Below are 21984 nucleotides of genomic sequence, written 5' to 3' on the forward strand. Positions count from 1 at the left end.
CGGGAGTGTCCATGCCACTCGCGCCCGGGTGGGGCCGGAGTGGGGCTTGGGGTGGGGACACGCCGGAGTGTCCCCGCAGGACGAGCGCGCAACCACCTGGAACATGTCGAAGCACGCCTTCGTGCGCGAGCCGAGGAGACACTCCGGCGGGGCACCGCCCCAAGCCCCGCTCCGGCCCCACCCGGAGGACACCCCCCAGCCCGCCGGCGTTTGAGGCGAACCACACCCCGCCCGGGGAACGGGGCCCGCCCCGGAGAACACCACCCCAGCCCGCCGGCGATTGAGGCGAACCACGCCCCGCCCGGGGGACCGGGGCCCCGCCCCGGAAAACACCACCCCAGACCCGCCGGCGAGTGAGGCGAATCGGGACCCCGCCTCCTAGCCCCGGTACTGCTCCAGCAGCCGCAGCCAGACCTCGCTGATCGTGGGAAAGGCCGGCACCGCATGCCACAACCGCTCGATCGGAACCTCCCCCGCGACCGCGATCGTGGCCGAGTGGAGCAGCTCGGCGGCGCCCGGGCCGACGAAGGTCGCGCCGAGCAGGACCTCGCGGTCCACGTCGACGACCATCCGGGCCCGGCCCCGGTAGCCGTCGGCGTACAGCCCGGCGCCCGACACCTTGGCCAGGTCGTAGTCGACGGCGCGCACCCGGTGGCCGGCCCGTTCCGCCTCGGCCAGGGACAGACCGACGGCCGCCGCCTCCGGGTCGGTGAAGACCACCTGCGGCAGGGCCCGCGTGTCGGCGGTCGCCGCGTACGGGCCCCAGCGGTCCGTGCCGGTTTCGGTGTCCGCCGAGCCGGTGGCGGCCGCCCGGGCGGCGATGGCGGCGCCCGCGATGCGGGCCTGGTACTTGCCCTGGTGGGTGAGGAGCGCGCGGTGGTTGACGTCCCCGACGGCGTACAGCCAGTCGTGCCCCGGCACCCGGCAGCTCTCGTCGACCCCGATCCACTCGCCCGGGGCGAGGCCCACCGTGTCCAGCCCGATGTCCTCGGTCCGCGGCGACCGGCCCGTCGCCATCAGCAGCTCGTCGCCCACCAGGGTCTCGCCGCCCTCCAGCACCACGGTGACGGGCCCGGTCGAGCCGTCCCGTACGACCGCCTCGACGCTCACCCCCGTACGGACCACGGCGCCGGCCTCGCGCAGCGCGTCGGCGACCAGCTCGCCCGCGAAGGGCTCCATCCGGGGCAGCAGCCGCGAGCCGCGCACGAGGACGGTGACCTGCGATCCGAGTCCCTGCCAGGCGGTCGCCATCTCGGCGGCGACGACCGAGCCGCCCACGATCAGCAGGCGGCCGGGCACCTCCTGGGCGGAGGTCGCCTCACGGCTGGTCCAGGGGCGGGCCCCGGCGATGCCGGGCAGCTCGGGGATCACGGCGCGGGAGCCGGTGGCGACCACCACCGCGTGCCGGGCCGACAGTACGTGGTGCTCGCCCTCGGGGCTGGTCACGGCGACCTTGCGGATCCCGTAGAGGCGGCCGTGGCCGCGGTACAGGTGGGCGCCGATCGAGTCGAGCCAGTCGGCCTGGCCGTCGTCCTTCCAGCTGCCGGTCCAGTAGTCGCGGTGCGCGAACACCGCCGCCGTGTCCAGGGCGCCCCGGTTGGCGTCGGCCAGGCCCGGCACCCGGCGGGAGTCGGCCCGGGCCAGCACGGGCCGCAGCAGCGCCTTGCTGGGGACGCAGGCCCAGTACGAGCACTCGCCGCCCACGAGTTCGCTCTCCACCAGGGCCGTGCTCAGCCCGGCGGCGCGGGTCCGGTCGGCGATGTTCTCGCCGGCCGGCCCCCCCACCGAGCACCACGACGTCGTACTCCACGGCTTCGGTCATACGGCCCAGTGTCACCGCCCGGCCGCGCCCGCGTCACGCACTCAGGCCTCCGGCGTGCCGGGCCCCGTGCCGGACTCCCCCGCCGTCTGCTGCCCGGCGGCGATCCTCGCGCGCACCTCGTCCATGTCGATCGCCCGGGCCTGCCCGATGAGGTCGGTCAGCGCGGCCTCCGGCAGCGCCCCGGGCTGGGCGAAGATGGCCACCTGGTCCCGGACGATCATCAGGGTCGGGATCGAGGTGATCTGGAAGGCCCCGGCCAGCTCCTGCTGCGCCTCGGTGTCGACCTTCGCGAAGACCAGGTCGGGATGGGCCTCCGAAGCCTTTTCGTAGACCGGCGCGAACTGCAGGCACGGCCGGCACCAGCCCGCCCAGAAGTCGATCAGCACGAACGGGTTCTCGCTGACCGTCTGGTCGAAGTTTTCCTTGGTGAGCTCGACTGTAGCCACGGTGTCCAGACCTCCTGATTGAGCCGTCTGCTCCTTGAACGAACGACCTGCCCGCATCATTCCGGGAAGGACCGGTACGCCCCTAGAAGGGGTGGTCGGCGGGGGTGGTGCGAGCCGTGGTCCAGCGCAGCTCCGTGAAGGCGTCCAGGTTCGCCTCGCCGCCGAAGCGGGCGCCCGTACCGGAGACGCCGACCCCGCCGAAGGGGGCGACGGCCTCGTCGTTGACGGTCTGGTCGTTGACGTGCGCGATCCCGGTGGGGATCCGCTCGGCCAGGTCCAGCCCGCGCCCCGCGTCACGCGTCACGATCCCGAGGGAGAGCCCGTACGGGCCCGCCGAGGCGAGCTCGACCGCCTCCTCCTCCGTCGCGAAGGACCGTACGGGCGCGACCGGGCCGAAGACCTCCTGCGCGTAGGCGGGGGTGTCGTCGGCGACCGCCGCCAGCACGGTCGGCCGGTAGAAGAGGTCCCGGTGGGTGCCGCCGGCGACGAGTTTGGCGCCCTGCTCGGTGCTCGCCTCGACGAGGGCGTGTACGCGCTCCAGCTGGCCGCGGTCGATCAGCGGGCCCAGGTGGACCTGCTCGCGGTACGGGTCCCCCACCACCAGGGCCTCGGCCCGCGCGGCGAGCCGTTCCACGTACTCGTCGTACAGCGAGGCGTGCACGAGGTGGCGGCCGGCGGTCATGCAGATCTGGCCCTGGTGGAAGAAGGTGCCCCAGGAGGCCTGGGCGACGGCGGCCCCGACATCGGCGTCCCGGAGCACGACGAGGGCGGAGTTGCCACCCAACTCCAGGTGTGCGCGCTTGAGGTGACGGCCTGCCAGTTCGCCGACCGCGCGGCCGCTGGCGGTGGATCCCGTGAAGGACACCACCCGGACGCGCGGGTCGGCGACCAACGCGGCACCGGTCTCGGCGTCCCCGGGCAGGACCTGCAGCAGCCCGCCCGGCAGACCGGCGGCGGCGAGGACCGCGGCGAGGGCGAGCCCGCCGCAGACGGCGGTACGGCGGTCCGGCTTGAGCAGCACCGCGTTGCCGAGCGCCAGCGCCGGCGCGACCGAGCGGATCGAGAGGATCAGCGGGGCGTTGAACGGGGCCACGACCCCGACCACCCCGGCCGGCACCCGGCGCGTGAAGGACAGCCGGGGCGCCTCGCTGGGCAGCACCTGCCCGGTGGGTCGTGAGGCGAGCGCGGCGGCCTCGTAGCACTCCTGCGCGGCGACGTGCAGCTCGAAGGCCGCCTTGCCGGGTATCGCCCCGGACTCGCGGACCAGCCATTCGCGCAGCTCGTCGGCGTGCGCCGCGAACAGGTCCCCGGCGCGGCGCAGCACGGCCGCCCGCTCCAAGTGGGTGGCGCGCGCCCAGTCACGCTGGGCGGCCCGGGCCCGTACGGCGGCCTCCGCGACATCGGCGGGCGCGGCCAGGTCGATGGTGGCGAGGGTACGGCCGGTGGCGGGTTCGACGACCGGGGCGGCGCCGCCGGTGAGGGTGGGTCCGTCCTGCCAGAACGTCGGGTCGAGGAGCGGCATGACGCGGGGCCTCCGGGTGGGGATGGGCGTGGCGGGGGGCGGCAGCACGCGCCATCGTGCCAGACCGAAGGCACCACTTCTGTTCAGTTATTGGGCAGTTGACAAGCGGAAGTGACCGGAAACGATCGACGCCCTCCCTGTCGCTGCCGTTCGCCCCCTGAGGAGCGGCTCAGCGCTCCAGGACGAGCGCGATGCCCTGCCCGACGCCGATGCACAGCGCCGCCATGCCGGTACCGGAACCCGCCGCGGCCAGCTGGTGCGCCACCGCCCCGGCCAGCCGGGCCCCGGAGGCGCCCAGCGGGTGGCCGATCGCGATGGCGCCGCCGCGCGGGTTGACCACGGCCGGATCGAGCTCCGGCCAGGCGGCCAGACAGCCCAACGCCTGGGCGGCAAAAGCCTCGTTGAGTTCGAAGGCGGCCAGGTCGCCGAGCGAGCGCCCGGCCTTGTCCAGGGCGCGCTGGACGGCGTCCACCGGGCCCAGGCCGAACAGCTGCGGCTCGATCCCGGTGACGGCCGAGGCGCTGATCCGGGCGAGCGGCTCCCGGCCCGTGGCTGCCAGCCCCGCCTCGTCGGTCAACAGCAGGGCGGCGGCCCCGTCGTTGAGCGGGGAGGCGTTGCCGGCCGTCACCGTGCCGCTGCCGTCCGTCCGGAAGGCGGGCTTGAGGCGCGCCAGGGCCTCGGGGGTGGATCCCTCGCGGATGCACTCGTCGCGGCCCAGGTCCACCCCGGGGTACGGCACGACCTCGTCGTCGTAGAGCCCCGCGGCCCAGGCGGCCGCCGCCTTGTGGTGGCTCTGCAGGGCGAAGGCGTCCTGCGCCTCGCGCGTGATCGCGTGCTTGTCGGCGATGAGTTCGGCGCCCTCGCCGAGCGAGCCGGTCCACTCCGCGGGCATGCGCGGGTTGGTCATCCGCCAGCCGAGGGTGGTGGACCACATCTGCTGGTGGCCCGCGGGGAAGGCCCGTTCGGGCTTCTGCACCACCCAGGGGGCGCGGCTCATCGACTCGACGCCCCCCGCGATGGCGACGGAGGCGTCGCCGAGGGCGATGGCACGGGCCGCCTGGACCACGGCTTCCAGGCCGGAGCCGCAGAGCCGGTTGACGGTGACCCCGGGGACGCTCACCGGAAGCCCGGCCAGCAGCACGGCCATGCGGGCGACGTCGCGGTTGTCCTCGCCCGCGCCGTTGGCGTCGCCGAAGACCACGTCGTCGATGCGCGCGGGATCGAGGGCCGGCGTACGGTCCACCAGCGCGCGCACCACGTGTGCGGCGAGGTCGTCCGGCCGGACCCCGGCCAAGGCCCCGCCGAACTTGCCGATCGGGGTGCGGACGGCGTCGACGACGTACACGTCGCGGACGGTGCGGATGCTCATGGGGTCTCTCCTGCGCGGATCCGTACGGGCGGTGGCGCACCGGTGCCGATGTGCGCACCGGGAGACGCCGCCGGAAGCGCCCGGTGGGGCGCGCCCGCAGTCTCCGTCCGCACGTCGCCGCCTGTCAACGGCCCCCGGGGCGCCGGCGCCGTGGGAGCACCGGCTCAAGGCCCGGGCGAGGCACTCGGAAAACGGCCGCGGCGCCGGGGCCGGGGCCGGGCGCCGGGGCACCTGAGCCGAACCGCGACCCCCCGGACCGGCCCCCGGCCGTATCAGGTCGACTCGCGGCCGATGGCGGTGGCCGCCATCAGGTCGTGCCGTTCCGTGACCTGCGAGGGCTCGCGCACCGCGTGGTCCACCAGCGACGCCAGGTGGTCACCCGTCGGCAGCTCGATCTGCACCGTGCTCAGGCGCGGCCGCAGCAGCCGGCCGAGGAGCAGGTCGTCGGCCCCGATGACGGCCACGTCCTCGGGGACGCGCAGCCCCTCGTCCTGGAGGGCCCGCATCAGCAGCATCGCGTACTCGTCGTTGTACGCGAAGGCCGCGTCCAGTCCCAGCCCGCGCCAGCGGGCAGCGAGCGCCGCGGCCGACTCCTCCGAGTACGCCAGCGGCAGCGCCTCGACCTCGGCGCCGGGCACCGAGCGGGCACCCGCCAGCCGGGGCGCGGAGAACAGCTCCAGCCCCTCCTCCTCCGGCACGACCACGCCGATCCGCCGCCGGCCGCGCTCGACCAGGTGGGCGGCGGCCCGTACGCCGACCTCCTCCTGGTTCATGACCAGCGCGTGCGCCCCCGGGACGCCGACCGGACCCATGGTGATGACCGCGCGGGCCCCGGCCCGCTTGAGGGTGGCGACGTGCTGCGCGGAGAGCGTGATCTGGCCGAGGGAGATCACCGCCACCGGTCGCAGCTCCGCCCAGGCCCGGGCGGCCTCGTCACCGGTGAGTCCGAGGCTCCCGTACTGCACCACCGTGTAGCCGAGGCGGCGCAGGGCCCGCTCGAGCTCGTTGAGGAAGCTGCCGTACAGCGGCCCGATCGGCACATGCGAGGTGGGCAGCAGCACGATCCGGGTGTGCCCGGCGCGCAGACTGCGGGCGGCCGCGTGCGGGACGTACCCGAGCTCCTCGGCGGCCTCGCGGACCTTGCGCCGGGTCGGCTCGCTGATGCGGACCGCCTCCGCGTTGTTCAGGACGTACGAGACCGTGGCGCGCGATACGCCCGCCAGTCGGGCCACGTCGGCGCTGGTGGGCACCGGGGGCGGCGGTGCGGCGGTCCCGGAGGCCGGTGCGGGCGACTTCGTCGATTTCGATGACTGAGACATTGCCGTGGCATCTTTCCAGACCGGTTGCGCCCGGGGGCTAGCGGATGGCCGGAAACGGGTGCTACACAGTGGTTACACGATTCATTGACACGTGTCACCACGGCGTCACCACCTCCGCATCCGGGGTCGCCGCACGTGTCCCGTCGTGCGCCGCCCTGTCGCGCTCCGTCGCACCCCCGCCGTCGCGACAGGGCGGCGTGCACCCTCCCGCCGGTCCGCCGGCCCTGCCAGTCCGTACCTCCCGCACCTCCCCCGCAGGCACCCCTCATCCGCACGCACCCGCCCAGGAGGGCACCGTGGCCCTTTCCTCCCCCGGCACCGGCAACGCCACCGCCGCCACCACCGACGCGACCGCGCGGTCCGGCCCCGGACGCGGGCTGCTCCCGCTGCTGCTGGTCGGCAATTCCGCGATGTACGCGCTCTACGTGGGCGTCGCCGGCGTCCTGCTCGCGCTCCAGGTGGAAGACATCGATCCCGCGAACAAGGTGTCGAACTTCGGCGTGATCGCAGGGGTGTCGGCGATCTTCGCGACGGTCTTCAACCCGGTCGCCGGGGCCCTGTCCGACCGCAGCGGACGGCGCAACCCCTGGATCCTCGGCGGCGGTCTCGCCGCCGTCCCGGCGATGTTCCTGCTCGGCTTCGCCGACACGGTCCTGCTGATCACGATCGCCTGGTGCCTCGGCCAGGCCGTCATGAACGTCTACCAGGCCGCCATCACCTCCGTGGTGCCCGACCGGGTGCCGATGAGCGCCCGCGGCAAGGCCTCCGCGGCGGTCGGCCTGGGCCTGCCGTTCGGTTCCACCCTGGGTGCGCTGATCGGTGCGGCCTTCTCCGAGGACTACCGCACCGGCTACCTCGTCTTCGGCGCGCTCGTGGCGGGGGCCGCGGTCCTGTTCACCACCTGCACCCGCGAGCAGCGCCTCCCGGCCCGCGCGCCCCTGCCCGTCAAGGCCCAACTCGCCGCCTTCGCAAGCGCATTGCGCGACCACGACTTCCGCTGGGCCTTCATCGGGCGGGCGCTCCTGGTCCTCGGCTACTTCGCCGTGAGCGGGTACCAGCTGTACATCCTCCAGGACCACACCCTGCTGCCCGACGGCATGGAGCCGGAGGCCGCGGTCGCGGTGATGATGCCGCTGACCAGCGTGGCGATGGTGGTCTCCACCGTCCTCGGCGGTTACCTCTCCGACCGGTTCGACCGCCGCAAGCTCTTCGTCGGCGCCTCCGCCCTGCTGTCCGCGGTGGCGCTGGTGATCCCGGCCGTGTCGACCGGCTGGAGCGCGATGCTGGTCTTCTCGGTGGTCAACGGGCTCGCGTTCGGCTGCTACATGGCCGTGGACACGGCGCTGGTGACGATGGTGCTCCCCAAGGCCGAGGACGCGGCACGTGACATGGGCGTGCTCAACATCGCCAACGCCGGGCCGCAGATCATCGCTCCGTTCATCGCCTCGGTCGTCGTCTCGCTCAGCGGCGGGTACACCGCCCTGTTCGTGGTCGCGGCCGTACTGGCGGTGGCGGGCGCCCTGGCCGTGAAGCCCATCCGCGGCGTCCGCTGACGCGGGCCGCCGCCGCCTCCGAACCCGCCGAACCGACCACACCGACAGCTCAGACAACACCGACAGCACCGACAGCACCGACAGCACCGACAGCACCGACAGAGCAGAGAAGGGCACCACCGTGCAGCTGCACACCCACACCTGGGGCGAGGGCGACCGCATCGCCCTGCTGATCCACGGCATCATGGCCGACCACCGGACCTGGCGCCGGGTCGGTCCCGCCCTCGCCGACCGCGGCTACCGCGTCATCGCCGTGGACCTGCGGGGCCACGGGGCCAGCGGCCGCGGTGAGTACGGCCCGGAGATCTACGCCGACGACGTGGTCGACACGCTGCCCGTCGGTGCCGAGCTCGCCCTCGGCCATTCCCTGGGCGGGCTGACCCTGTCGCTCGCGGTGGACCGGCTGAAGCCGAAGCGGGCGGTGTTCTCCGACCCGGCCTGGTACCTCGCAGCTCCCGCCGAGGGCTTCGGGCCGGAGTTGTTCGCCCGGTTCAAGGCGGCGCCCAAGGAGCAGATCCAGGCGATGAACCCGCGCTGGGAGGAAGCGGACGTCGACATCGAGCTGGAAACCCTGGCGGTGTGGGACGAGACGACGGCACTGGGCCTCACCGCGCTGATGGGATCGGACCTGATGCCGGCCGCGCCGGTGGTCCCCTCGCTGGTGCAGCTCGCCGATCCGAGCCACCTGATCACGCGGGAGCGGGCGGAGATCCTCAAGGACCGCGGTTTCGAGGTGCGTTCGGTCGCCGGTGCCGGACACACCATCCACCGCGATGACTTCGACGGGTTCATGTCCTCTCTCGAGGGCTGGATCTAGGTCGGGCAACCCTGGTCACTCGCGGCCACTCCCCATTACGGTTTAGCTACCAAGCGGTAACCGGTCATGGGGAGTGGTCGCGGTGTCGGATTCTTCGGTGAGGGCAACGACGTCGGCGGCCGGGACGGCGGCGGCCGGCGCCGACGGGCCGGACGGCCTGGTCGAGATGGCCGCCGCACTGGCCGAAGGCCTCGTTTCGTCACGGCAGTTGACGGAGCGCTCGCTGCGCCGGATCGCGGCCGCGCAGCCGGAGCTCAACGCCTTCCGTACCGTGCGCGCCGAGGCCGCCCTGGCGGAGGCGGACGCGGCGGACCGGCGGCTGGCGGCCGGGGAGCGGCGGCCGCTGCTGGGCGTCCCGCTCGCCGTCAAGGACGACATGGACGTGACCGGTGAGCCGACCGCCTTCGGCTGCGCGGGGGACTTCGCCCCGAAGACCGCCGACAGCGAGGCGGTCCGCAGGCTGCGCGCGGCCGGCGCCGTGATCGTCGGCAAGACCCAGACCCCGGAGCTGGGGCAGTGGCCCTTCACCGAGGGCGGGGCCTTCGGCGAGACCCGCAATCCGTGGAACCCGGCCCACACGCCCGGCGGTTCGTCGGGCGGCTCCGCGGCCGCCGTGGCGGCGGGGCTGGTGCCGGCGGCGCTCGGTTCGGACGGAGCGGGATCGGTACGGATCCCCGCGGCCTGGACCCACCTGATAGGCGTGAAGCCGCACCGCGGGCGCATCTCCACCTGGCCCGAGCCGGAGTCGTTCCACGGGCTCACCGTCAACGGGGTGCTGGCCCGCACGGTCGCCGACGCGGCGCTGCTGCTGGACGCCGCGAGCGGCCCGCACCCCGAGGACCTGCACCGGCCGGCCCGCATCTGCGCGGTCGAGGCGGCCGGACGCGCCCCGCGCCGGCTGAGGATCGCCCTCTCCTTCGCGATGCCGTTCACGGCGACGGCCAAATCCCTGGACCCGGAGGTCCGTTCGGCAGTGGAGCGGCTGGCCGGGCGGCTGGAGTCGCTGGGCCACGAGGTGGTACCGCGGGACCCCCGTTACGGCCCCATCGGCCTGACCTTCGTCCCCCGCGCGACGACGGGCGTACGGGACTGGGCGTCCCGGGTGCCGGATCGGGCGCTGCTGGACCCGCGTACGCACGAGGCCGTGCGGACGGGCCGGATCCTGGGCGGTCTGCCGCTGCGGGTGTCCCGCCGGGCGGAGTCGGTGCTGCGGCGGCGGGTCGGCGAGATCTTCGGCCGTTTCGACGTGGTCCTGACTCCGACGACGGCCACTCCCCCGCTGCGGATCGGCGCGCTGGCCGGTCTCGGGGCGATGGCCACGGACCGGGCGATGATCGCCGCCTGCCCGTACGCCTGGGCGTGGAACGTCCTGGGCTGGCCGGGGGTGAACATCCCGGCGGGATTCACCAGGTCCGGACTTCCCCTGGGCGCCCAGCTGTTGGGGCCGGGCGAGTCGGAGCCGACGCTGCTGGCGCTGGCCGCACAGGTGGAGGCGGTGGAGGGCTGGGCGGCGAAGCGGCCGGGCTGAGGTCCGTCAGCCGCCGATCAGGCGCACCGGGTCGCCGACGCGGACCCGTCCCGGGCGGGTGACCGTGGCCAGGGCGTCCAGCCGCGTGTCGTGCGCCCGCGCGATGGCGCGCAGGATGAGCGGGGAGTGCGGCAGGCCGGGCTGGGCCTCGTTCGTCATCACGCACCGCTCGCTGGAGCGCTCGAACCGCACCCGCAGGTCCTCGCCGATGCGCGCAGCGCTGCCGAACCATTCGTCCTCCACGAACGGCCGCGTGCCCGGCGGTGTCCGCACCAGCAGGTTGGGCCGGAAGCGGCGCTCGTCGACGGGCACGCCGGGCACGGCGGTACGGACCCAGTCGAGGGTGGCGGTGGTCAACAGGCTCAGCGGGAGCTGGTCGAAGTGCGAGACGGCGCCCTCGCGGGCCAGTTCGACGTCCTCGCGTCCGAGGTGGCGCCGCAGGTGGGCGGTGGGGTCGGGAACCGGCTCTCCGTCCGGGTCCAGCAGCTCGGGTGCCTCCCCTTGCCCGCGGTACCGGGACGCCAGTCGCAACAGGCCCGGCATCCGCCGGAACCGGCGCGTGTTCTTCCCCGACCCGAACCTGCCGTCGCCGTCGCGCACCGCGTAGAGGCGGTCGCCGACGAGACCCCGGCGGTCGACGGCGGCCTCCTCCAGCCGCTCGCCGCCGGTGGACTTGATGGGGTACCGCCAGATCCGCTCGATGGTGCCGAGCACCGTACCGCCCGTGTCCGCCATGTTCCTCAGTCCGTGACGAGGGCCATGACGAGGCCGTCGTACCCCTTGCTGCCGACGGTCTGCAGGGCGGTGGCCGTCAGCCGGGGGTGCTCGGCGATCAGCTCGGTGAAGCGGCGCACGCCCCGCACCCGGGGGTCGTCACTGGCGCCGTCGACCACGGCTCCCTCACGGACGACGTTGTCGCCGATGATGACGCTGCCGGGCCGGGTGAGTTCCAGGGCCCAGCGGAGGTACTCGGGGTTGGACGGCTTGTCGGCGTCGATGAAGACCAGGTCGAACGGCGCGATCTCCGTGAGCCCCGGCAGAACGTCGACGGCCCGGCCGCGGCGGATGTCGACGACGTGGTCCAGGCCGGCGCGGGCGATGTTCGCGGCGGCGACGTCGGCACAGTGGTCGTCGACCTCCAGCGTGACCAGTCGCCCGCCCTCGGGCAGGGCACGGGCGAGCCAGATGGTGCTGTAACCGCCGAGGGTGCCGATCTCCAGGATGGAACGCGCCCCGCGGATGCGGGCCAGGAGGTTCAGCAGCTTGCCCTGGTTCGGGGCGACCTGATGGGGCGGCAGTCCTGCGGCTTCGCTGTCCCGCGCGGCGGCCGTCAGGGCCTCGTCCTCCTCGACGAGCAGCCCGTCGAAGTAGGCGTCGACAGCCGTCCACGTCTGCTGACCCATGTCCGTACCCCTCCCCAACAGGTGAGTTTTCAAAGAAAACTTACTACAGAGCGCGTTCGTCCGACAGACGGCCCGCGCTCCGCGGACGGATCCCGTCCTGTGGGGCCCCGGGCCGGTAACCTCACCCGGATGACGGCACTTTCCCCCCATGGCAACACCCCTCTCGGCCGGCCCGGACGTGACGGGGCCACCGCAACCACCGAGGCCGATCCGCACGCCATCGGCCCGGTGCGGACCGAGTACGCACCTGACCCCGACGGGGACCCGGACCCGGGCGAGATCGTCTGGACCTGGGTGCCGTACGAGGAGAACGACGGCCGCGGCAAGGACCGGCCCGTGCTGGTGGTGGCCCGGGAGGCGGGCGGGAGCACGCTGCTCGCCGTCCAGCTGTCGAGCAAGCGCCACGACGCCGACCGGGAGTGGGTGCCGCTCGGCTCCGGCCCCTGGGACTCGGCGGGCCGGGAGTCCTGGGTGGACCTGGATCGGGTGCTGCGCGTACACGAGTCGGGGATGCGCCGCGAGGCGTGCGCCCTGGACCGCGCCCGCTTCCGTATGGTGACCGACCGCCTCAGGCAGCGCTACGGCTGGCACTGACCCGCACGCACCGCCCGGGCGGCCGGGGCCCTGTCACCGCGCCCGCCCGGGCCCAGCCCGCACCGGCGCCGCCTGCCGCGGTGGCGGAGGGCCGTGGCCGGCCCTCAGGCCGGGAAGGCCCGCTCGAAGGGCTCGCGCATGCGCGGGTCGCGGTCGAGGATGCCGAACACGACCCGCTCGAAGACCCCCGCGAAGCGGCCCGTCAGGAGCACCCGGAAGGCGTCCGCGACCACCGCCGGGTCGTTGCGGAACACCCCGCACCCCCAGGCGCCCAGTACCAGCCGCCGGTAGCCGCCCAGGACCGCCACCTCCAGGACGCGTTCCCCGCGCCGCAGCAGCACCCCCGGGATCTCGGCCGCCCGCTGCGGCTCCTCCCGCCCGATCGTGCCCGCGTTCGGCGCCGGGGAGGTGAGGAAGCCGGCCCGGAAGGGGCTCTCCAGCAGTTCGCCGTCGTCGTCGCGGAAAACGGGCACCCCGGGTGAGTGAATCACCCGGTCGGTGTAGAAGGCGCTGCGTCCCGCGCGGTGGACCTCGTAGTACTCCGGAGCCTCCAGCAGCGTCTCGTACAGGGCCGAGGCGCGGCACAGGGCCTCCTCCTGGGCATTGGCCCCGCGGACGTAGCCACCTCCGGGATTCCAGGCCGACGCGAAGTTCAGCACGCCCACCCGGGCCACCCCCTCGGGCTGGTCCAAGCCCTCGGCCGCCAGTCTGCGTGCCGCGACGGTGCTGCTCTCGCCCGTCACCTCGAAGGCGGTCCGGGCGGATCCACGGATGATCTGTTCGTCTGGAACGACCTGGTTTGGTCCATATACCCTGGTTCCTGCCTTGGCCTCCGCCAGGGCGGCGGCCAGGGAGACCTGCCGTCCCGACCGCGTCCGGTAGCCACCGGCCGCGAGGATGTCCGCGTTCTCCCGCGCGATCTCACGCAATCTGCTTCGCACACCGCCATCATCCACCCGGATCTCCGGCGGCAAGGGCATTGTTGACCGAGAGACGGGTAAGGACGGGTGATGTCACGGCCGACGACGGGAGACAGGACCCGCTCATGTCACAGGCACACGACCCACCCCCGCCCTCACTCACCGAAACCCAGGCCGAGGACCTGATCCACGGCATCTGTTTCAAGACCGGCCCGCCCCGCCTCCTCGGAGCGGAGCTCGAATGGCTGGTCGTGGACGCCGAACGACCCGAGGAACCCGTTCCCCCCGAGCGGCTGCGCGCCGCGCACGCCGCCGCCCGCGCGCTTCCCCTGAACTCCCGGGTGACCGTGGAACCGGGCGGCCAGCTGGAGCTCAGCTCGGCCCCCGCCGGCTCCCTCACCGGCTGCGTGGACGGGCTACAGGCAGATCTCACCGCCGTACGGGCCGCGCTCGCCGCCCAGGGCCTGGCCCTGCACGGCGCCGGCCAGGACCCCCGCGTCCCGTACCGCCGGCTGCTGACCAGCCCGCGGTACGACGCGATGGAGGCCTACTTCGACCGCACCGGCCCGGCCGGGCGCGCCATGATGTGCGGCTCCGCGTCCGTGCAGGTCTGCGTGGACGCCGGGCACGAGGAACCGGGGGCGCTCGGTCACGGCCGGCGCTGGCGGCTGGCCCACCTGCTGGGCGCGGTCCTCGTGGCCGCCTTCGCCAACTCCCCCGGCCGCGAAGGCCCGTACGCCGGTTGGCGCAGCGCCCGCCAGGGGTACTGGGCGGACATCGACAGCCGCCGCGCGCTCGCCCCGCCGCTGGACGCCGCGCCGCGCACCGGCTGGACCCGGCAGGCGCTGGACACCGAGGTGCTGTGCGTACGGTCCTACGACGGCGGGCCGTGGGCGGCGCCCCGGGGCATGACCTTCCGCGACTGGCTGCGCGGCAGCGGCCCGGCCGCCGCGGGCGGGTTGCGACCCCCGACCGCGGAGGACCTGGACTACCACCTCACCACGCTGTTCCCCCCGGTCCGGCCGCGCGGCCACCTGGAGCTGCGGATGATCGATGCGCAGCCCGGCGTCGACGGCTGGCTGGTCCCGGTCGCCGTGGTGCACGCGCTGTTCGACGATCCGGAGGCCGCCGAGACCGGGTACCGGGTGGCCAAGGCGCTGGCCGACACGTACGGGACCCGGTCCGCGCCGCGCAATCCGCTCTGGCGGGCGGCGGCCCGGCACGGGCCGGCCGACCCGGAACTGCGGGCGGCCGCCAGGACCTGCTTCCGTGCCGTCGCTGAGGCGCTGCCGCGGCTCGGCGCGAGCACGCACGTCCGGGACACGGTGGGCTCCTTCACCGAGCGGTACGTGCTGCGCGGCCGCTGCCCGGCCGACGACCCGCCCGAGCGGCGCTCCGAGCGGCGCTCCGAGCCGCGGTCCGAGCCGTCGGGGCGGCCGTCCGAGCCGCGTCCCGACCAGTTGCCCGAGCGCCACGCCCGCCACCGCTCCCACCGCCCGGCCACCGGGAAGGAGGCCCGCCCGTGACCACCACGCCCCCACCCGCCCTGCGGGACCGGGCGGTCGCCGCCCTGACCGCCGCACGCGCCCGTACCGCCGTGCTCACCGACGCCGTGACCGACGAGGACCTCACCGCGCAGCACTCCCCCCTCATGTCCCCGCTGGTCTGGGACCTGGCGCACATCGGGAACCAGGAGGAGCTCTGGCTGCTGCGCCGCGTCGCCGGACGCGACTTCATGCGCCCCGAGATCAACACCCTCTACGACGCCTTCCAGCACCCCCGCTCCGAGCGGCCGAAGCTGCCGCTGCTCGGCCCCGCCGAGGCCCGCCGCTACGCCGCCGAGGTACGCGGCCGGGTCTTCGACCTGCTGGAGCACACCCCGCTGGAGGGCACCGCGCTCCTCGACGACGGCTTCGCCTTCGGCATGATCGCCCAGCACGAACAGCAGCACGATGAGACGATGCTGATCACCCATCAGCTCCGGCGCGGGGCGGCGGTCCTGACCGCCCCCGACCCGGACGCCCCGTACGACCCGCCGCCCACGGCCGAAGTCCTCGTCCCGGGCGGCCCGTTCACGATGGGAACGTCCACCGAGCCGTGGGCGCTGGACAACGAGCGGCCGGCCCACACCCGGGAGACGGCGCCGTTCTGGATCGACACGGCGCCGGTGACGAACGCCGCCTACCAGGCCTTCATCGCCGACGGCGGCTACCGCGACGAGCGCTGGTGGACGCCGGCGGGCTGGGACCAGATCCGCCAACACGGCATCGGGGCACCGCTGTTCTGGCACCGCGAGGCCGGCCAGTGGCTGCGCCGCCGCTTCGGGGTGACCGAACCGGTGCCGGACGGGGAACCGGTGGTGCACGTCAGCTGGTACGAGGCCGACGCCTACGCGCGCTGGGCGGGACGCCGGCTGCCCACGGAGGCGGAGTGGGAGAAGGCGGCCCGGCACGACCCGGTGAGCGGCCGCTCGACCCGCTACCCGTGGGGCGAGGCCGACCCGACCCCCGCGCACGCCAACCTGGGCCAGCGCCACCTGCGCCCGGCCCGCGCGGGCAGCTATCCGGCCGGGGCCTCCCCGCTGGGGGTGCGCCAGCTCATCGGCGACGTATGGGAGTGGACGGCCTCCGATTTCCTGCCGTATCCGGGATTCCGCGCTTTCCCGTACCGCGAGTACTCGGAGGTGTTCTTCGGCCCGGAGCACAAGGTCCTGCGCGGCGGTTCCTTCGCGGTGGACCCGGTGGCCTGCCGGGGCACCTTCCGCAACTGGGACCTGCCCGTCCGGCGGCAGATCTTCTCCGGATTCCGCACTGCGAGGGATGTCTGATGTGCCGTCATCTCGCCTACCTGGGCGATGAGATACCCCTCGGGAGGCTGCTGAGCGAGCCCGAGCATTCGCTGGTGCGCCAGGCCTGGGAGCCGCGCCGCCAGCGCAGCGGAACGGTCAACGCCGACGGCTTCGGGGTCGGCTGGTACGCGGAGGGCGATCCCGTTCCCGCGCGCTACCGCCGGTCCGGGCCCATCTGGGCGGACCTGACCTTCACCGATCTCGCCCGCGTGGTGCGCAGCGGGGCCGCGCTGGCCGCCGTACGCGACAGCACGCGGCCGGGCGCCGACGGGGAGGCCGCGGCGGCGCCGTTCGCGGAGGGGCCGTGGCTGTTCAGCCACAACGGCTCGGTGCGGGACTGGCCGGACTCGGCGGCTCCGCTCGCGGTCGGCCTGCCGCCCGCGGAGCTGCTGCGGCTGGCGGCGCGCACGGATTCGGCTCTGGTCTGGGCGCTGGTCCTGCACCGGCTGCGCGCCGGGGACGATTCCGGGACGGCGCTGGCCGAGACGGTCCGGGAAGTGGCCGAGGCGGCCCCCGGTTCCCGGCTGAACCTGCTGCTGACGGACGGGGTCACGATCGCCGCGACGGCCTGGGGCGATTCGCTCTGGTACCTGGCCGATGCGGAGGCGCACCGCGTGGTGGTGGCGTCCGAGCCTTACGACGCGGATCCCCGCTGGTTCGAAGTGCCCGACCTGACCCTGCTGACCGCCACCCGTGACCGGGTCGACCTGACCCCGCTCAAGGAGACCCCGCTGAGGGAGAAGGAGCGCCCGTGAGTGACTTCCAGTTGACCCGGACCCTCGACGAGCACGCCGCCGAGACCGCGCTGCGCGCGGACGTGCTGCACGGGATGACGCACACGCCCAAGGTGCTGCCCCCGAAGTGGTTCTACGATGCGCGGGGCAGTGAACTCTTCGAGGAGATCACCCGGTTGCCCGAGTACTACCCCACGCGCGCGGAGCGCGAGATCCTGCTGGAGCGGGCGCAGGAGATCGCCTCGGCGAGCGGGGCCCGGACCCTGGTGGAGCTGGGGTCCGGTTCCTCGGAGAAGACCCGGCACCTGATCGAGGCCCTGCCGGCGCTGGACACCTACATCCCGGTGGATGTCAGCGAGAGCGCCTTGCGCGGTGCGGCGCAGACCCTGCTGGAGGCGCACCCCGGGCTGCGGGTGCACGCGCTGCTCGCCGACTTCACCGCCGCCCTGCACCTTCCGGAGTCCCCGGGGCCCCGGCTGGTGGTGTTCCTGGGTGGCACGATCGGGAATCTGCTGCCGCCGGAGCGGGCGGTGTTCCTGGCGTCCGTACGGGCGATGCTGTCGCCCGGGGACGCGCTGCTGATCGGTACGGACCTGGTCAAGGACGAGGACGTGCTGGTGGCGGCGTACGACGACGCGCAGGGCGTGACGGCCGAGTTCAACAAGAACGTGCTGGCCGTCATCGACCGGGAGCTGGGCGCGGACTTCCACACCGCCGACTTCGCACACGTGGCGGTGTGGAACCGGGAGCAGGAGTGGATCGAGATGCGGCTGCGGGCCCGGTCGGAGGTGCTGGTGAAGATCCGGGCGCTGGATCTGGTGGTGCCGTTCGAGGAAGGTGAGGAGATCCTCACGGAGGTGTCCGCGAAGTTCCGTCAGGAGGGCCTGCGCAAGGAACTGGCTGCTGCCGGACTTGAGTTGACCCAGTGGTGGACGGATGCGGCGGGCCGCTTCGCGCTGTCCCTCTCGGTCGCCGACGGCGGCGCCGACCCCGACGGCCCGGCAGGCTGAGCGGGCGTGCCCCGCAGCGGCGGTGAGGTGACGGCGCCGGCGACGGCCTGCTGAGCCGCGGCCGCGAGGTCCCGCCGGTCCGCGTACCGGCCCGGCGGGATCCGCGGCAGCAGCCTGACCTCGGCCCGCACCCCCCGAGCCCGTGCGATGCGCCAGAGCGAGGCGGTCAGCGGGTCGTCCCCGACGAAGGCCGGCTCCCCGGCGGTGTCCCCCTCGCCCCGCAGGTACGCGAGGCGTACGGGCTGTACGGCCACCCGCGCGTCCAGAGCCGACTGGAAGGCGGCCCGCCGGAAGGGGCCCCGGGCGCGCCCGCACCACGTGGAGCCCTCGGGGAAGACGGTGACGCGGTCGCCTGCCAGCAGCGCACGGGTGACGGTGGCGACGGTTTCGGGCAGGGCCCGGATCCGGTCGCGTTCGATGAACAGGGTCCCGGCGCGCCCGGCGAGCCGGCCGAGGAGCGGCCAGCTCCGGATGTCGCTCTTGGCCAGCATCCGGCAGGGCAGGACGGCGACGACGAGCGGGACGTCCAGCCAGGAGATGTGGTTGGCGACGATCAGGCGGCCGCCGTCGGGGCCGGGGCTGCCGTGCACGGTGATCCGTATCCCGAAGGCCCGTACGAGCGCGGCCGACCAGGCCCGTACCACCGCGTGGCGGGGGCGGGCCGGCAGCATCCGGACGGGCGGGGCGCCCAGGATCCCGGCGAGGAGCAGGGCGACGGCGGCGGTCAGCCGGAGCACCGCGTGCGGGACGCTCGCGGTGCCGCCTTCGTGGCCGGCGCAGCCCTCGGGGGTGCACGGCGAGGTGGGCAGCCAGACGCTCATGCGCCCGGGGCGAGCGAGAGGAAGTGCTTGAGGTAGCGGGGGTTCGTGCGGCGCAGGGAGAGCAGCACGTACAGGTCCGCGCAGCCGAACCCGGCGTCGAGGGCGGGCTCTCCGCAGACCCAGGCGCCGAGGCGCAGGTAGCCGCGCAGCAGCGGGGGCAGTTCCATGCGGGCGGGGAAGGCGATCCCCTCGGGGTTCCAGGGCAGGTGCGGGGTGACCCGGTACTCCTTCGGGGCGAGGGCGCGGGCCAGGGCGGCCTCGCGGGTGGCGGCGGCCAGTACTCCGCCGTCGGCGAGCGGTATCGAGCAGCAGCCGGCGAGCCAGTTGTGGCCGGAGCGGTCCATGTAGCGGGCGAGGCCGGCCCAGATGAGGGCGATGACGGCGCCGTTGCGGTGGTCGGGGTGGACGCAGGAGCGGCCGACCTCGACGAGGTCGGGGCGGATGGGGGCGAGGGCGGAGAGGTCGAACTCGCCCTCGGAGTAGAGCCGTCCGGCGACGGCGGCGCGCTCGGGGGGCAGCAGCCGGTAGGTGCCGACGACCTGCTCGGTCTCCTCCTCGACGACGAGGAGGTGGTCGCAGTACGCGTCGAAGGCGTCGGAGTCGAGGCCGGGCTCCGGCCCGTCGAGGCGGGCGCCCAGCTCGCCGGCGAAGACCTGGTGGCGCAGGCGCTGGGCGGCGCGGACCTCGGCCTCGTCGCGGGCGATGCGGACGGCGTAGCGGGGGCCCTGGGCCGGGGCGGTGGCCGGGGCCGGGATCGCCTCGGGGGTGGGGACCGGGGCGGTGGGGGGAAGCGGGGACGGGGACAGGGGTGCGATGGTCATGGCGGCTCCTGAACCGGGCACGGTGGGCCAGGCCGGCAGGTGCGTGGCCTGGCTCCTTTACTTCTTCCGTGACCGGCTGGATTCGACATGACCGCTCAGCGGCCCGCGGATGTGCGGACGCTGAACAAGACGCCCCCGGTTCGGGCAGGGGGCAGGGCCGGGTCAGCGGTCGCCGCTGAGCACCGTGCCGATCGTCTCGGAGGCCGTGCGGGCCGCCTGTCGGGGGTCCTGGCCGGTGAGGACGGCCGTCATGTAGGGCTTGATCGGGTTCTTGGCCTCGATCTCGGCCCAGCGGGCGGAGTTCGGCGTGGCCCGGCCCTGGGCGGCTCCGGGGGCCATGCTCGCGGCGCCCTCGTTGCCCTCGACGACGTGGGCGAGGCTGGTCTTGTTCGGTACGTAGCTCATCGTGCGGGCGAGTTCGGTCTGCCACTTCTCACTGACCAGGGCGGTGATCACGTCGACCGCGTTCTTACGCTGCTTCGTGCGCTCGGGGATGATCAGGTCCGAGCCGCCGGTGAGCACGGAACCGACCTTGTCGGGGGTCTTGCCGGGGATCGGGAAGAAGCCCAGCCGGCCCTTGAGGGCGGGGTTGGCCTCCTCGATCGCGGCGGCCTGGCCGGGCGGGGCGATGATCTGGGCGACCCGGCCGCGGGCGAAGACCTCGGACTGCGGGGGCGTCTCCTCGTCGGCGCCCTTGGGGCCGTCGCCGAGGGCCTGGAGCTGCTTGTAGAACTCCATGCCGGCCAGGGCCTTGTCGTCGTCGAGGGTGCCGATCCACTGGCCGTTGGTCTCGACGGCGAGCTCGCCGCCCTCGTCCCAGATGAAGCCGGCGAGGACGTACCAGTTCTGGCCGGCGAGGTAGATGCCCTGCTGGTCGCCCTTGTCGAGCTTCTGGGTGGTCTGGATCCACTCGGCGCGGCTCTTGGGCACGGACTTGATCCCGGCGTTCGCGAAGAGGTCCTTGTTGTAGATCACGACCCGGTTCGCGGCGTACCACGGCACCCCGTACTGTGCGCCGTTGACGCTTCCGGGGTCGGAAAGGCCTCGGAGCCAGTCCTTGTTGCCCCACTGGCGCAGGCCTTCGAGCGTCAGTTCGGAGAGGCCGCCGGTCTCGATGTACTGGGCGACCTGGGTGTTGCCGACCTCGATGACGTCGGCACTCTCCTCGCCGGTGCCCTTCAGCACGGCGTTGACCTTCTCGCCGATGCCCGTCCACTCCTGGATCCTGACGTCCAGGTCGACGCCGGGGTGTTCCTTCTCGAAGGTGTCGGTGAACCGGTCGATGAAGTCCTCCGAGGCGCTGCCCTTCATCAGCCAGAGCGTCACCTTCTGCGTACCCCCGCCCTGGCCGGCCAACGGGCTGCATCCCGTCAGGGCGGTCGCGGCCGCGAGGGCGGTGCACACGGCGAGGAAGCGCATCTTCACGAAGGTCACCTTCTGGTGGGTCGATGTCAGATGGCTTGAAATTGGCATAGACCAATGGGCCGGTCAAGGGACTTTGGCGCCGGATTGTTCACGCAAAGTTCGCGGAGCGGGACTTACTGGGGCACCGTAGATCCTGGCCCTAGCCACCCACTGTCGGGAGACCTCCATGTCCAATCACACCTACCGGGTGACCGAGATCGTCGGCACCTCCCACGAGGGCATCGATCAGGCCATTCGCAACGGGATCGCCCGGGCGGGGCAGACCGTGCGGAACCTGGACTGGTTCGAGGTCGTCCAGGTGCGCGGGCACATCGAGAACGGGGCGATCGCCCACTACCAGGTGGGGCTGAAGGTCGGCTTCCGCCTGGAGGGCGAGGACTGAGCAGGCCCCCGGGCTCCCGTCCCCTCTCCCCCGTCGTCGCCGCCCGTCGGCCGTCGCCGCGCCGTGGGCCGTCACCGTCCCCTCCTCCATGGCTGTCGGGGTGCCCCCGGTCCTTCGGTCCCCGGTCCGCCGCGCTCAGGTCCGGCCTTCGGCCTCCTGGGCTTCCTTGAGCTCGGGTGCCTCCGCCGCCCAGTCCGCCAGGACCACGCGGAAGCCCGCCGCGCGCGCCGCCTGGACGACCAGCTCGTCGTCGTCCACCAGCACGCGCACCTCCCGGCCCCGGGCGATCCGCTGGAGCACCTCCAGCTTGGTCGTCCGGGCCGGCCTCCGGTCCTGGTTCCCCCGCATCCACACCCGGCCCGTGGGCAGGCCGTGCCGGGCGAGCCACTCCACCGTGTCCGCGCGGCACCGCTCCGGGCGGCCGGTCAGGTACACCACCTCGCAGTCGGCCGCGCTCTCCACCGCCAGCTCCACCCCGCGTCCGAGCGGCGGATCGGCGGGGGCGGCGCCGAAGAAGCCGGCCCAGTCGCGCGGGCGGCGCTCCAGGAAGTGCTGGCGGTGACCGGTGTCCGCGAGGGTGTTGTCGATGTCGAAAACGGCCAGCGGCCGGTGCGTGTTCTCGCTCATCCGGCAACCGTAGTGCCGGGGCC

General features: G+C 73.9%; 19 protein-coding genes and 2 pseudogenes. 9 read left to right on the plus strand and 12 right to left on the minus strand.

Annotated elements, in window-relative coordinates:
• Nucleotides 1-378: 378 nt before the first annotated feature.
• The 5 genes and pseudogenes from ACIP5M_RS26840 to ACIP5M_RS26860 form a co-directional block, all read right to left on the minus strand.
• Nucleotides 379-1822, minus strand: a pseudogene (locus ACIP5M_RS26840) (dihydrolipoyl dehydrogenase family protein).
• 41 nt (nucleotides 1823-1863) lie between these two features.
• Nucleotides 1864-2268: a thioredoxin family protein gene (locus tag ACIP5M_RS26845; protein WP_401201506.1), complete on the minus strand. Its 405-nt coding sequence runs from the start codon at nucleotides 2266-2268 to the stop codon at nucleotides 1864-1866.
• Between the two features lie 82 nt (nucleotides 2269-2350).
• Nucleotides 2351-3790, minus strand: coding sequence for an aldehyde dehydrogenase family protein (locus ACIP5M_RS26850; RefSeq protein ID WP_401201508.1), 1440 nt, complete (start codon nucleotides 3788-3790; stop codon nucleotides 2351-2353).
• A 169-nt stretch (nucleotides 3791-3959) separates the two neighbouring features.
• Complete coding sequence (locus ACIP5M_RS26855; RefSeq protein WP_401201509.1) at nucleotides 3960-5159, minus strand: thiolase family protein; 1200 nt, start codon at nucleotides 5157-5159, stop codon at nucleotides 3960-3962.
• 272 nt (nucleotides 5160-5431) lie between these two features.
• Nucleotides 5432-6478: a LacI family DNA-binding transcriptional regulator gene (locus ACIP5M_RS26860; RefSeq protein ID WP_401201511.1), complete on the minus strand. Its 1047-nt coding sequence runs from the start codon at nucleotides 6476-6478 to the stop codon at nucleotides 5432-5434.
• Nucleotides 6479-6774: 296 nt separating this feature from the next.
• Here ACIP5M_RS26860 and ACIP5M_RS26865 point away from each other — a divergent pair, with 296 nt between their 5' ends.
• The 3 genes from ACIP5M_RS26865 (at nucleotide 6775) to ACIP5M_RS26875 (ending at nucleotide 10376) form a co-directional block, all read left to right on the plus strand.
• Entirely contained in the window at nucleotides 6775-8031 is a 1257-nt protein-coding gene (locus ACIP5M_RS26865; RefSeq protein ID WP_401201513.1) for an MFS transporter, read from the plus strand.
• Between the two features lie 121 nt (nucleotides 8032-8152).
• Nucleotides 8153-8848, plus strand: coding sequence for an alpha/beta fold hydrolase (locus tag ACIP5M_RS26870; RefSeq protein ID WP_401201515.1), 696 nt, complete (start codon nucleotides 8153-8155; stop codon nucleotides 8846-8848).
• Nucleotides 8849-8945: 97 nt separating this feature from the next.
• Nucleotides 8946-10376, plus strand: coding sequence for an amidase (locus ACIP5M_RS26875; RefSeq protein WP_401201517.1), 1431 nt, complete (start codon nucleotides 8946-8948; stop codon nucleotides 10374-10376).
• A gap of 6 nt (nucleotides 10377-10382) precedes the next feature.
• Here the strand turns inward: ACIP5M_RS26875 and ACIP5M_RS26880 are convergent, their stop codons facing one another.
• Together ACIP5M_RS26880 and ACIP5M_RS26885 are read right to left on the minus strand one after the other, a co-directional pair.
• Nucleotides 10383-11111, minus strand: coding sequence for an MOSC domain-containing protein (locus ACIP5M_RS26880; RefSeq protein ID WP_401201518.1), 729 nt, complete (start codon nucleotides 11109-11111; stop codon nucleotides 10383-10385).
• Nucleotides 11112-11116: 5 nt separating this feature from the next.
• Nucleotides 11117-11779, minus strand: a complete 663-nt coding sequence (locus tag ACIP5M_RS26885) for an O-methyltransferase (protein WP_401201519.1) — start codon at nucleotides 11777-11779, stop codon at nucleotides 11117-11119.
• Nucleotides 11780-11908: 129 nt separating this feature from the next.
• Here ACIP5M_RS26885 and ACIP5M_RS26890 point away from each other — a divergent pair, with 129 nt between their 5' ends.
• A complete protein-coding gene (locus ACIP5M_RS26890) occupies nucleotides 11909-12373 on the plus strand; it encodes a type II toxin-antitoxin system PemK/MazF family toxin (RefSeq protein ID WP_401201521.1) in 465 nt (154 codons plus the stop codon).
• Between the two features lie 104 nt (nucleotides 12374-12477).
• Here ACIP5M_RS26890 and ACIP5M_RS26895 read toward each other — a convergent pair whose 3' ends face one another.
• A complete protein-coding gene (locus ACIP5M_RS26895) occupies nucleotides 12478-13314 on the minus strand; it encodes a TIGR02452 family protein (protein ID WP_401201523.1) in 837 nt (278 codons plus the stop codon).
• A 104-nt stretch (nucleotides 13315-13418) separates the two neighbouring features.
• Here ACIP5M_RS26895 and egtA point away from each other — a divergent pair, with 104 nt between their 5' ends.
• Genes egtA through egtD form a run of 4 tightly spaced genes read left to right on the plus strand, consistent with a single transcriptional unit; the run spans nucleotide 13419 to nucleotide 17885 of the window.
• On the plus strand, nucleotides 13419-14819 hold the full coding sequence (gene egtA / locus ACIP5M_RS26900) for an ergothioneine biosynthesis glutamate--cysteine ligase EgtA (RefSeq protein WP_401201524.1): 1401 nt from the start codon (nucleotides 13419-13421) through the stop codon (nucleotides 14817-14819).
• Nucleotides 14816-16120: an ergothioneine biosynthesis protein EgtB gene (egtB, locus tag ACIP5M_RS26905; protein ID WP_401201525.1), complete on the plus strand. Its 1305-nt coding sequence runs from the start codon at nucleotides 14816-14818 to the stop codon at nucleotides 16118-16120. Before egtA ends, egtB begins: the two co-directional genes overlap by 4 nt.
• Nucleotides 16120-16896 (plus strand): ergothioneine biosynthesis protein EgtC, encoded by a 777-nt coding sequence (gene egtC, locus ACIP5M_RS26910; RefSeq protein ID WP_401201526.1) that lies wholly within the window; start codon nucleotides 16120-16122, stop codon nucleotides 16894-16896. The genes egtB and egtC overlap by 1 nt, the downstream gene beginning before the upstream one ends.
• Complete coding sequence (egtD, locus tag ACIP5M_RS26915) at nucleotides 16893-17885, plus strand: L-histidine N(alpha)-methyltransferase (protein WP_401201528.1); 993 nt, start codon at nucleotides 16893-16895, stop codon at nucleotides 17883-17885. Before egtC ends, egtD begins: the two co-directional genes overlap by 4 nt.
• A 293-nt stretch (nucleotides 17886-18178) precedes the next feature.
• Here the strand turns inward: egtD and ACIP5M_RS26920 are convergent.
• The 3 genes and pseudogenes from ACIP5M_RS26920 to ACIP5M_RS26930 all read right to left on the minus strand — a co-directional run.
• A pseudogene (locus ACIP5M_RS26920) lies at nucleotides 18179-18706 on the minus strand (lysophospholipid acyltransferase family protein); the annotation flags it as partial.
• Complete coding sequence (locus ACIP5M_RS26925; protein ID WP_401201529.1) at nucleotides 18703-19527, minus strand: GNAT family N-acetyltransferase; 825 nt, start codon at nucleotides 19525-19527, stop codon at nucleotides 18703-18705. The pseudogene ACIP5M_RS26920 and the gene ACIP5M_RS26925, both read right to left, overlap by 4 nt.
• Before the next feature lie 162 nt (nucleotides 19528-19689).
• Nucleotides 19690-20952 (minus strand): extracellular solute-binding protein, encoded by a 1263-nt coding sequence (locus tag ACIP5M_RS26930; RefSeq protein ID WP_401201530.1) that lies wholly within the window; start codon nucleotides 20950-20952, stop codon nucleotides 19690-19692.
• 166 nt (nucleotides 20953-21118) lie between these two features.
• Here ACIP5M_RS26930 and ACIP5M_RS26935 point away from each other — a divergent pair, with 166 nt between their 5' ends.
• Nucleotides 21119-21334: a dodecin gene (locus ACIP5M_RS26935; RefSeq protein ID WP_069922859.1), complete on the plus strand. Its 216-nt coding sequence runs from the start codon at nucleotides 21119-21121 to the stop codon at nucleotides 21332-21334.
• A gap of 135 nt (nucleotides 21335-21469) precedes the next feature.
• Here ACIP5M_RS26935 and ACIP5M_RS26940 read toward each other — a convergent pair whose 3' ends face one another.
• Entirely contained in the window at nucleotides 21470-21961 is a 492-nt protein-coding gene (locus ACIP5M_RS26940; protein WP_401201532.1) for a hypothetical protein, read from the minus strand.
• Nucleotides 21962-21984 lie beyond the last annotated feature (23 nt).

The organism is Streptomyces sp. NPDC088762 (assembly GCF_044750905.1).
In the GTDB taxonomy this organism is placed as follows: Bacteria; Actinomycetota; Actinomycetes; order Streptomycetales; family Streptomycetaceae; genus Streptomyces.

Bases quoted from the DNA above. Each gene is read 5' to 3' on its own strand.
- egtA (WP_401201524.1), top strand. From the start codon at position 13,419: ATGTCACAGGCACACGACCCACCCCCGCCCTCACTCACCGAAACCCAG.
- ACIP5M_RS26940 (WP_401201532.1), bottom strand. From the start codon at position 21,961: ATGAGCGAGAACACGCACCGGCCGCTGGCCGTTTTCGACATCGACAAC.
- ACIP5M_RS26855 (WP_401201509.1), bottom strand. From the start codon at position 5,159: ATGAGCATCCGCACCGTCCGCGACGTGTACGTCGTCGACGCCGTCCGC.
- ACIP5M_RS26860 (WP_401201511.1), bottom strand. From the start codon at position 6,478: ATGTCTCAGTCATCGAAATCGACGAAGTCGCCCGCACCGGCCTCCGGG.
- ACIP5M_RS26890 (WP_401201521.1), top strand. From the start codon at position 11,909: ATGACGGCACTTTCCCCCCATGGCAACACCCCTCTCGGCCGGCCCGGA.
- ACIP5M_RS26850 (WP_401201508.1), bottom strand. From the start codon at position 3,790: ATGCCGCTCCTCGACCCGACGTTCTGGCAGGACGGACCCACCCTCACC.
- ACIP5M_RS26880 (WP_401201518.1), bottom strand. From the start codon at position 11,111: ATGGCGGACACGGGCGGTACGGTGCTCGGCACCATCGAGCGGATCTGG.
- ACIP5M_RS26925 (WP_401201529.1), bottom strand. From the start codon at position 19,527: ATGACCATCGCACCCCTGTCCCCGTCCCCGCTTCCCCCCACCGCCCCG.
- ACIP5M_RS26935 (WP_069922859.1), top strand. From the start codon at position 21,119: ATGTCCAATCACACCTACCGGGTGACCGAGATCGTCGGCACCTCCCAC.
- ACIP5M_RS26885 (WP_401201519.1), bottom strand. From the start codon at position 11,779: ATGGGTCAGCAGACGTGGACGGCTGTCGACGCCTACTTCGACGGGCTG.
- egtC (WP_401201526.1), top strand. From the start codon at position 16,120: ATGTGCCGTCATCTCGCCTACCTGGGCGATGAGATACCCCTCGGGAGG.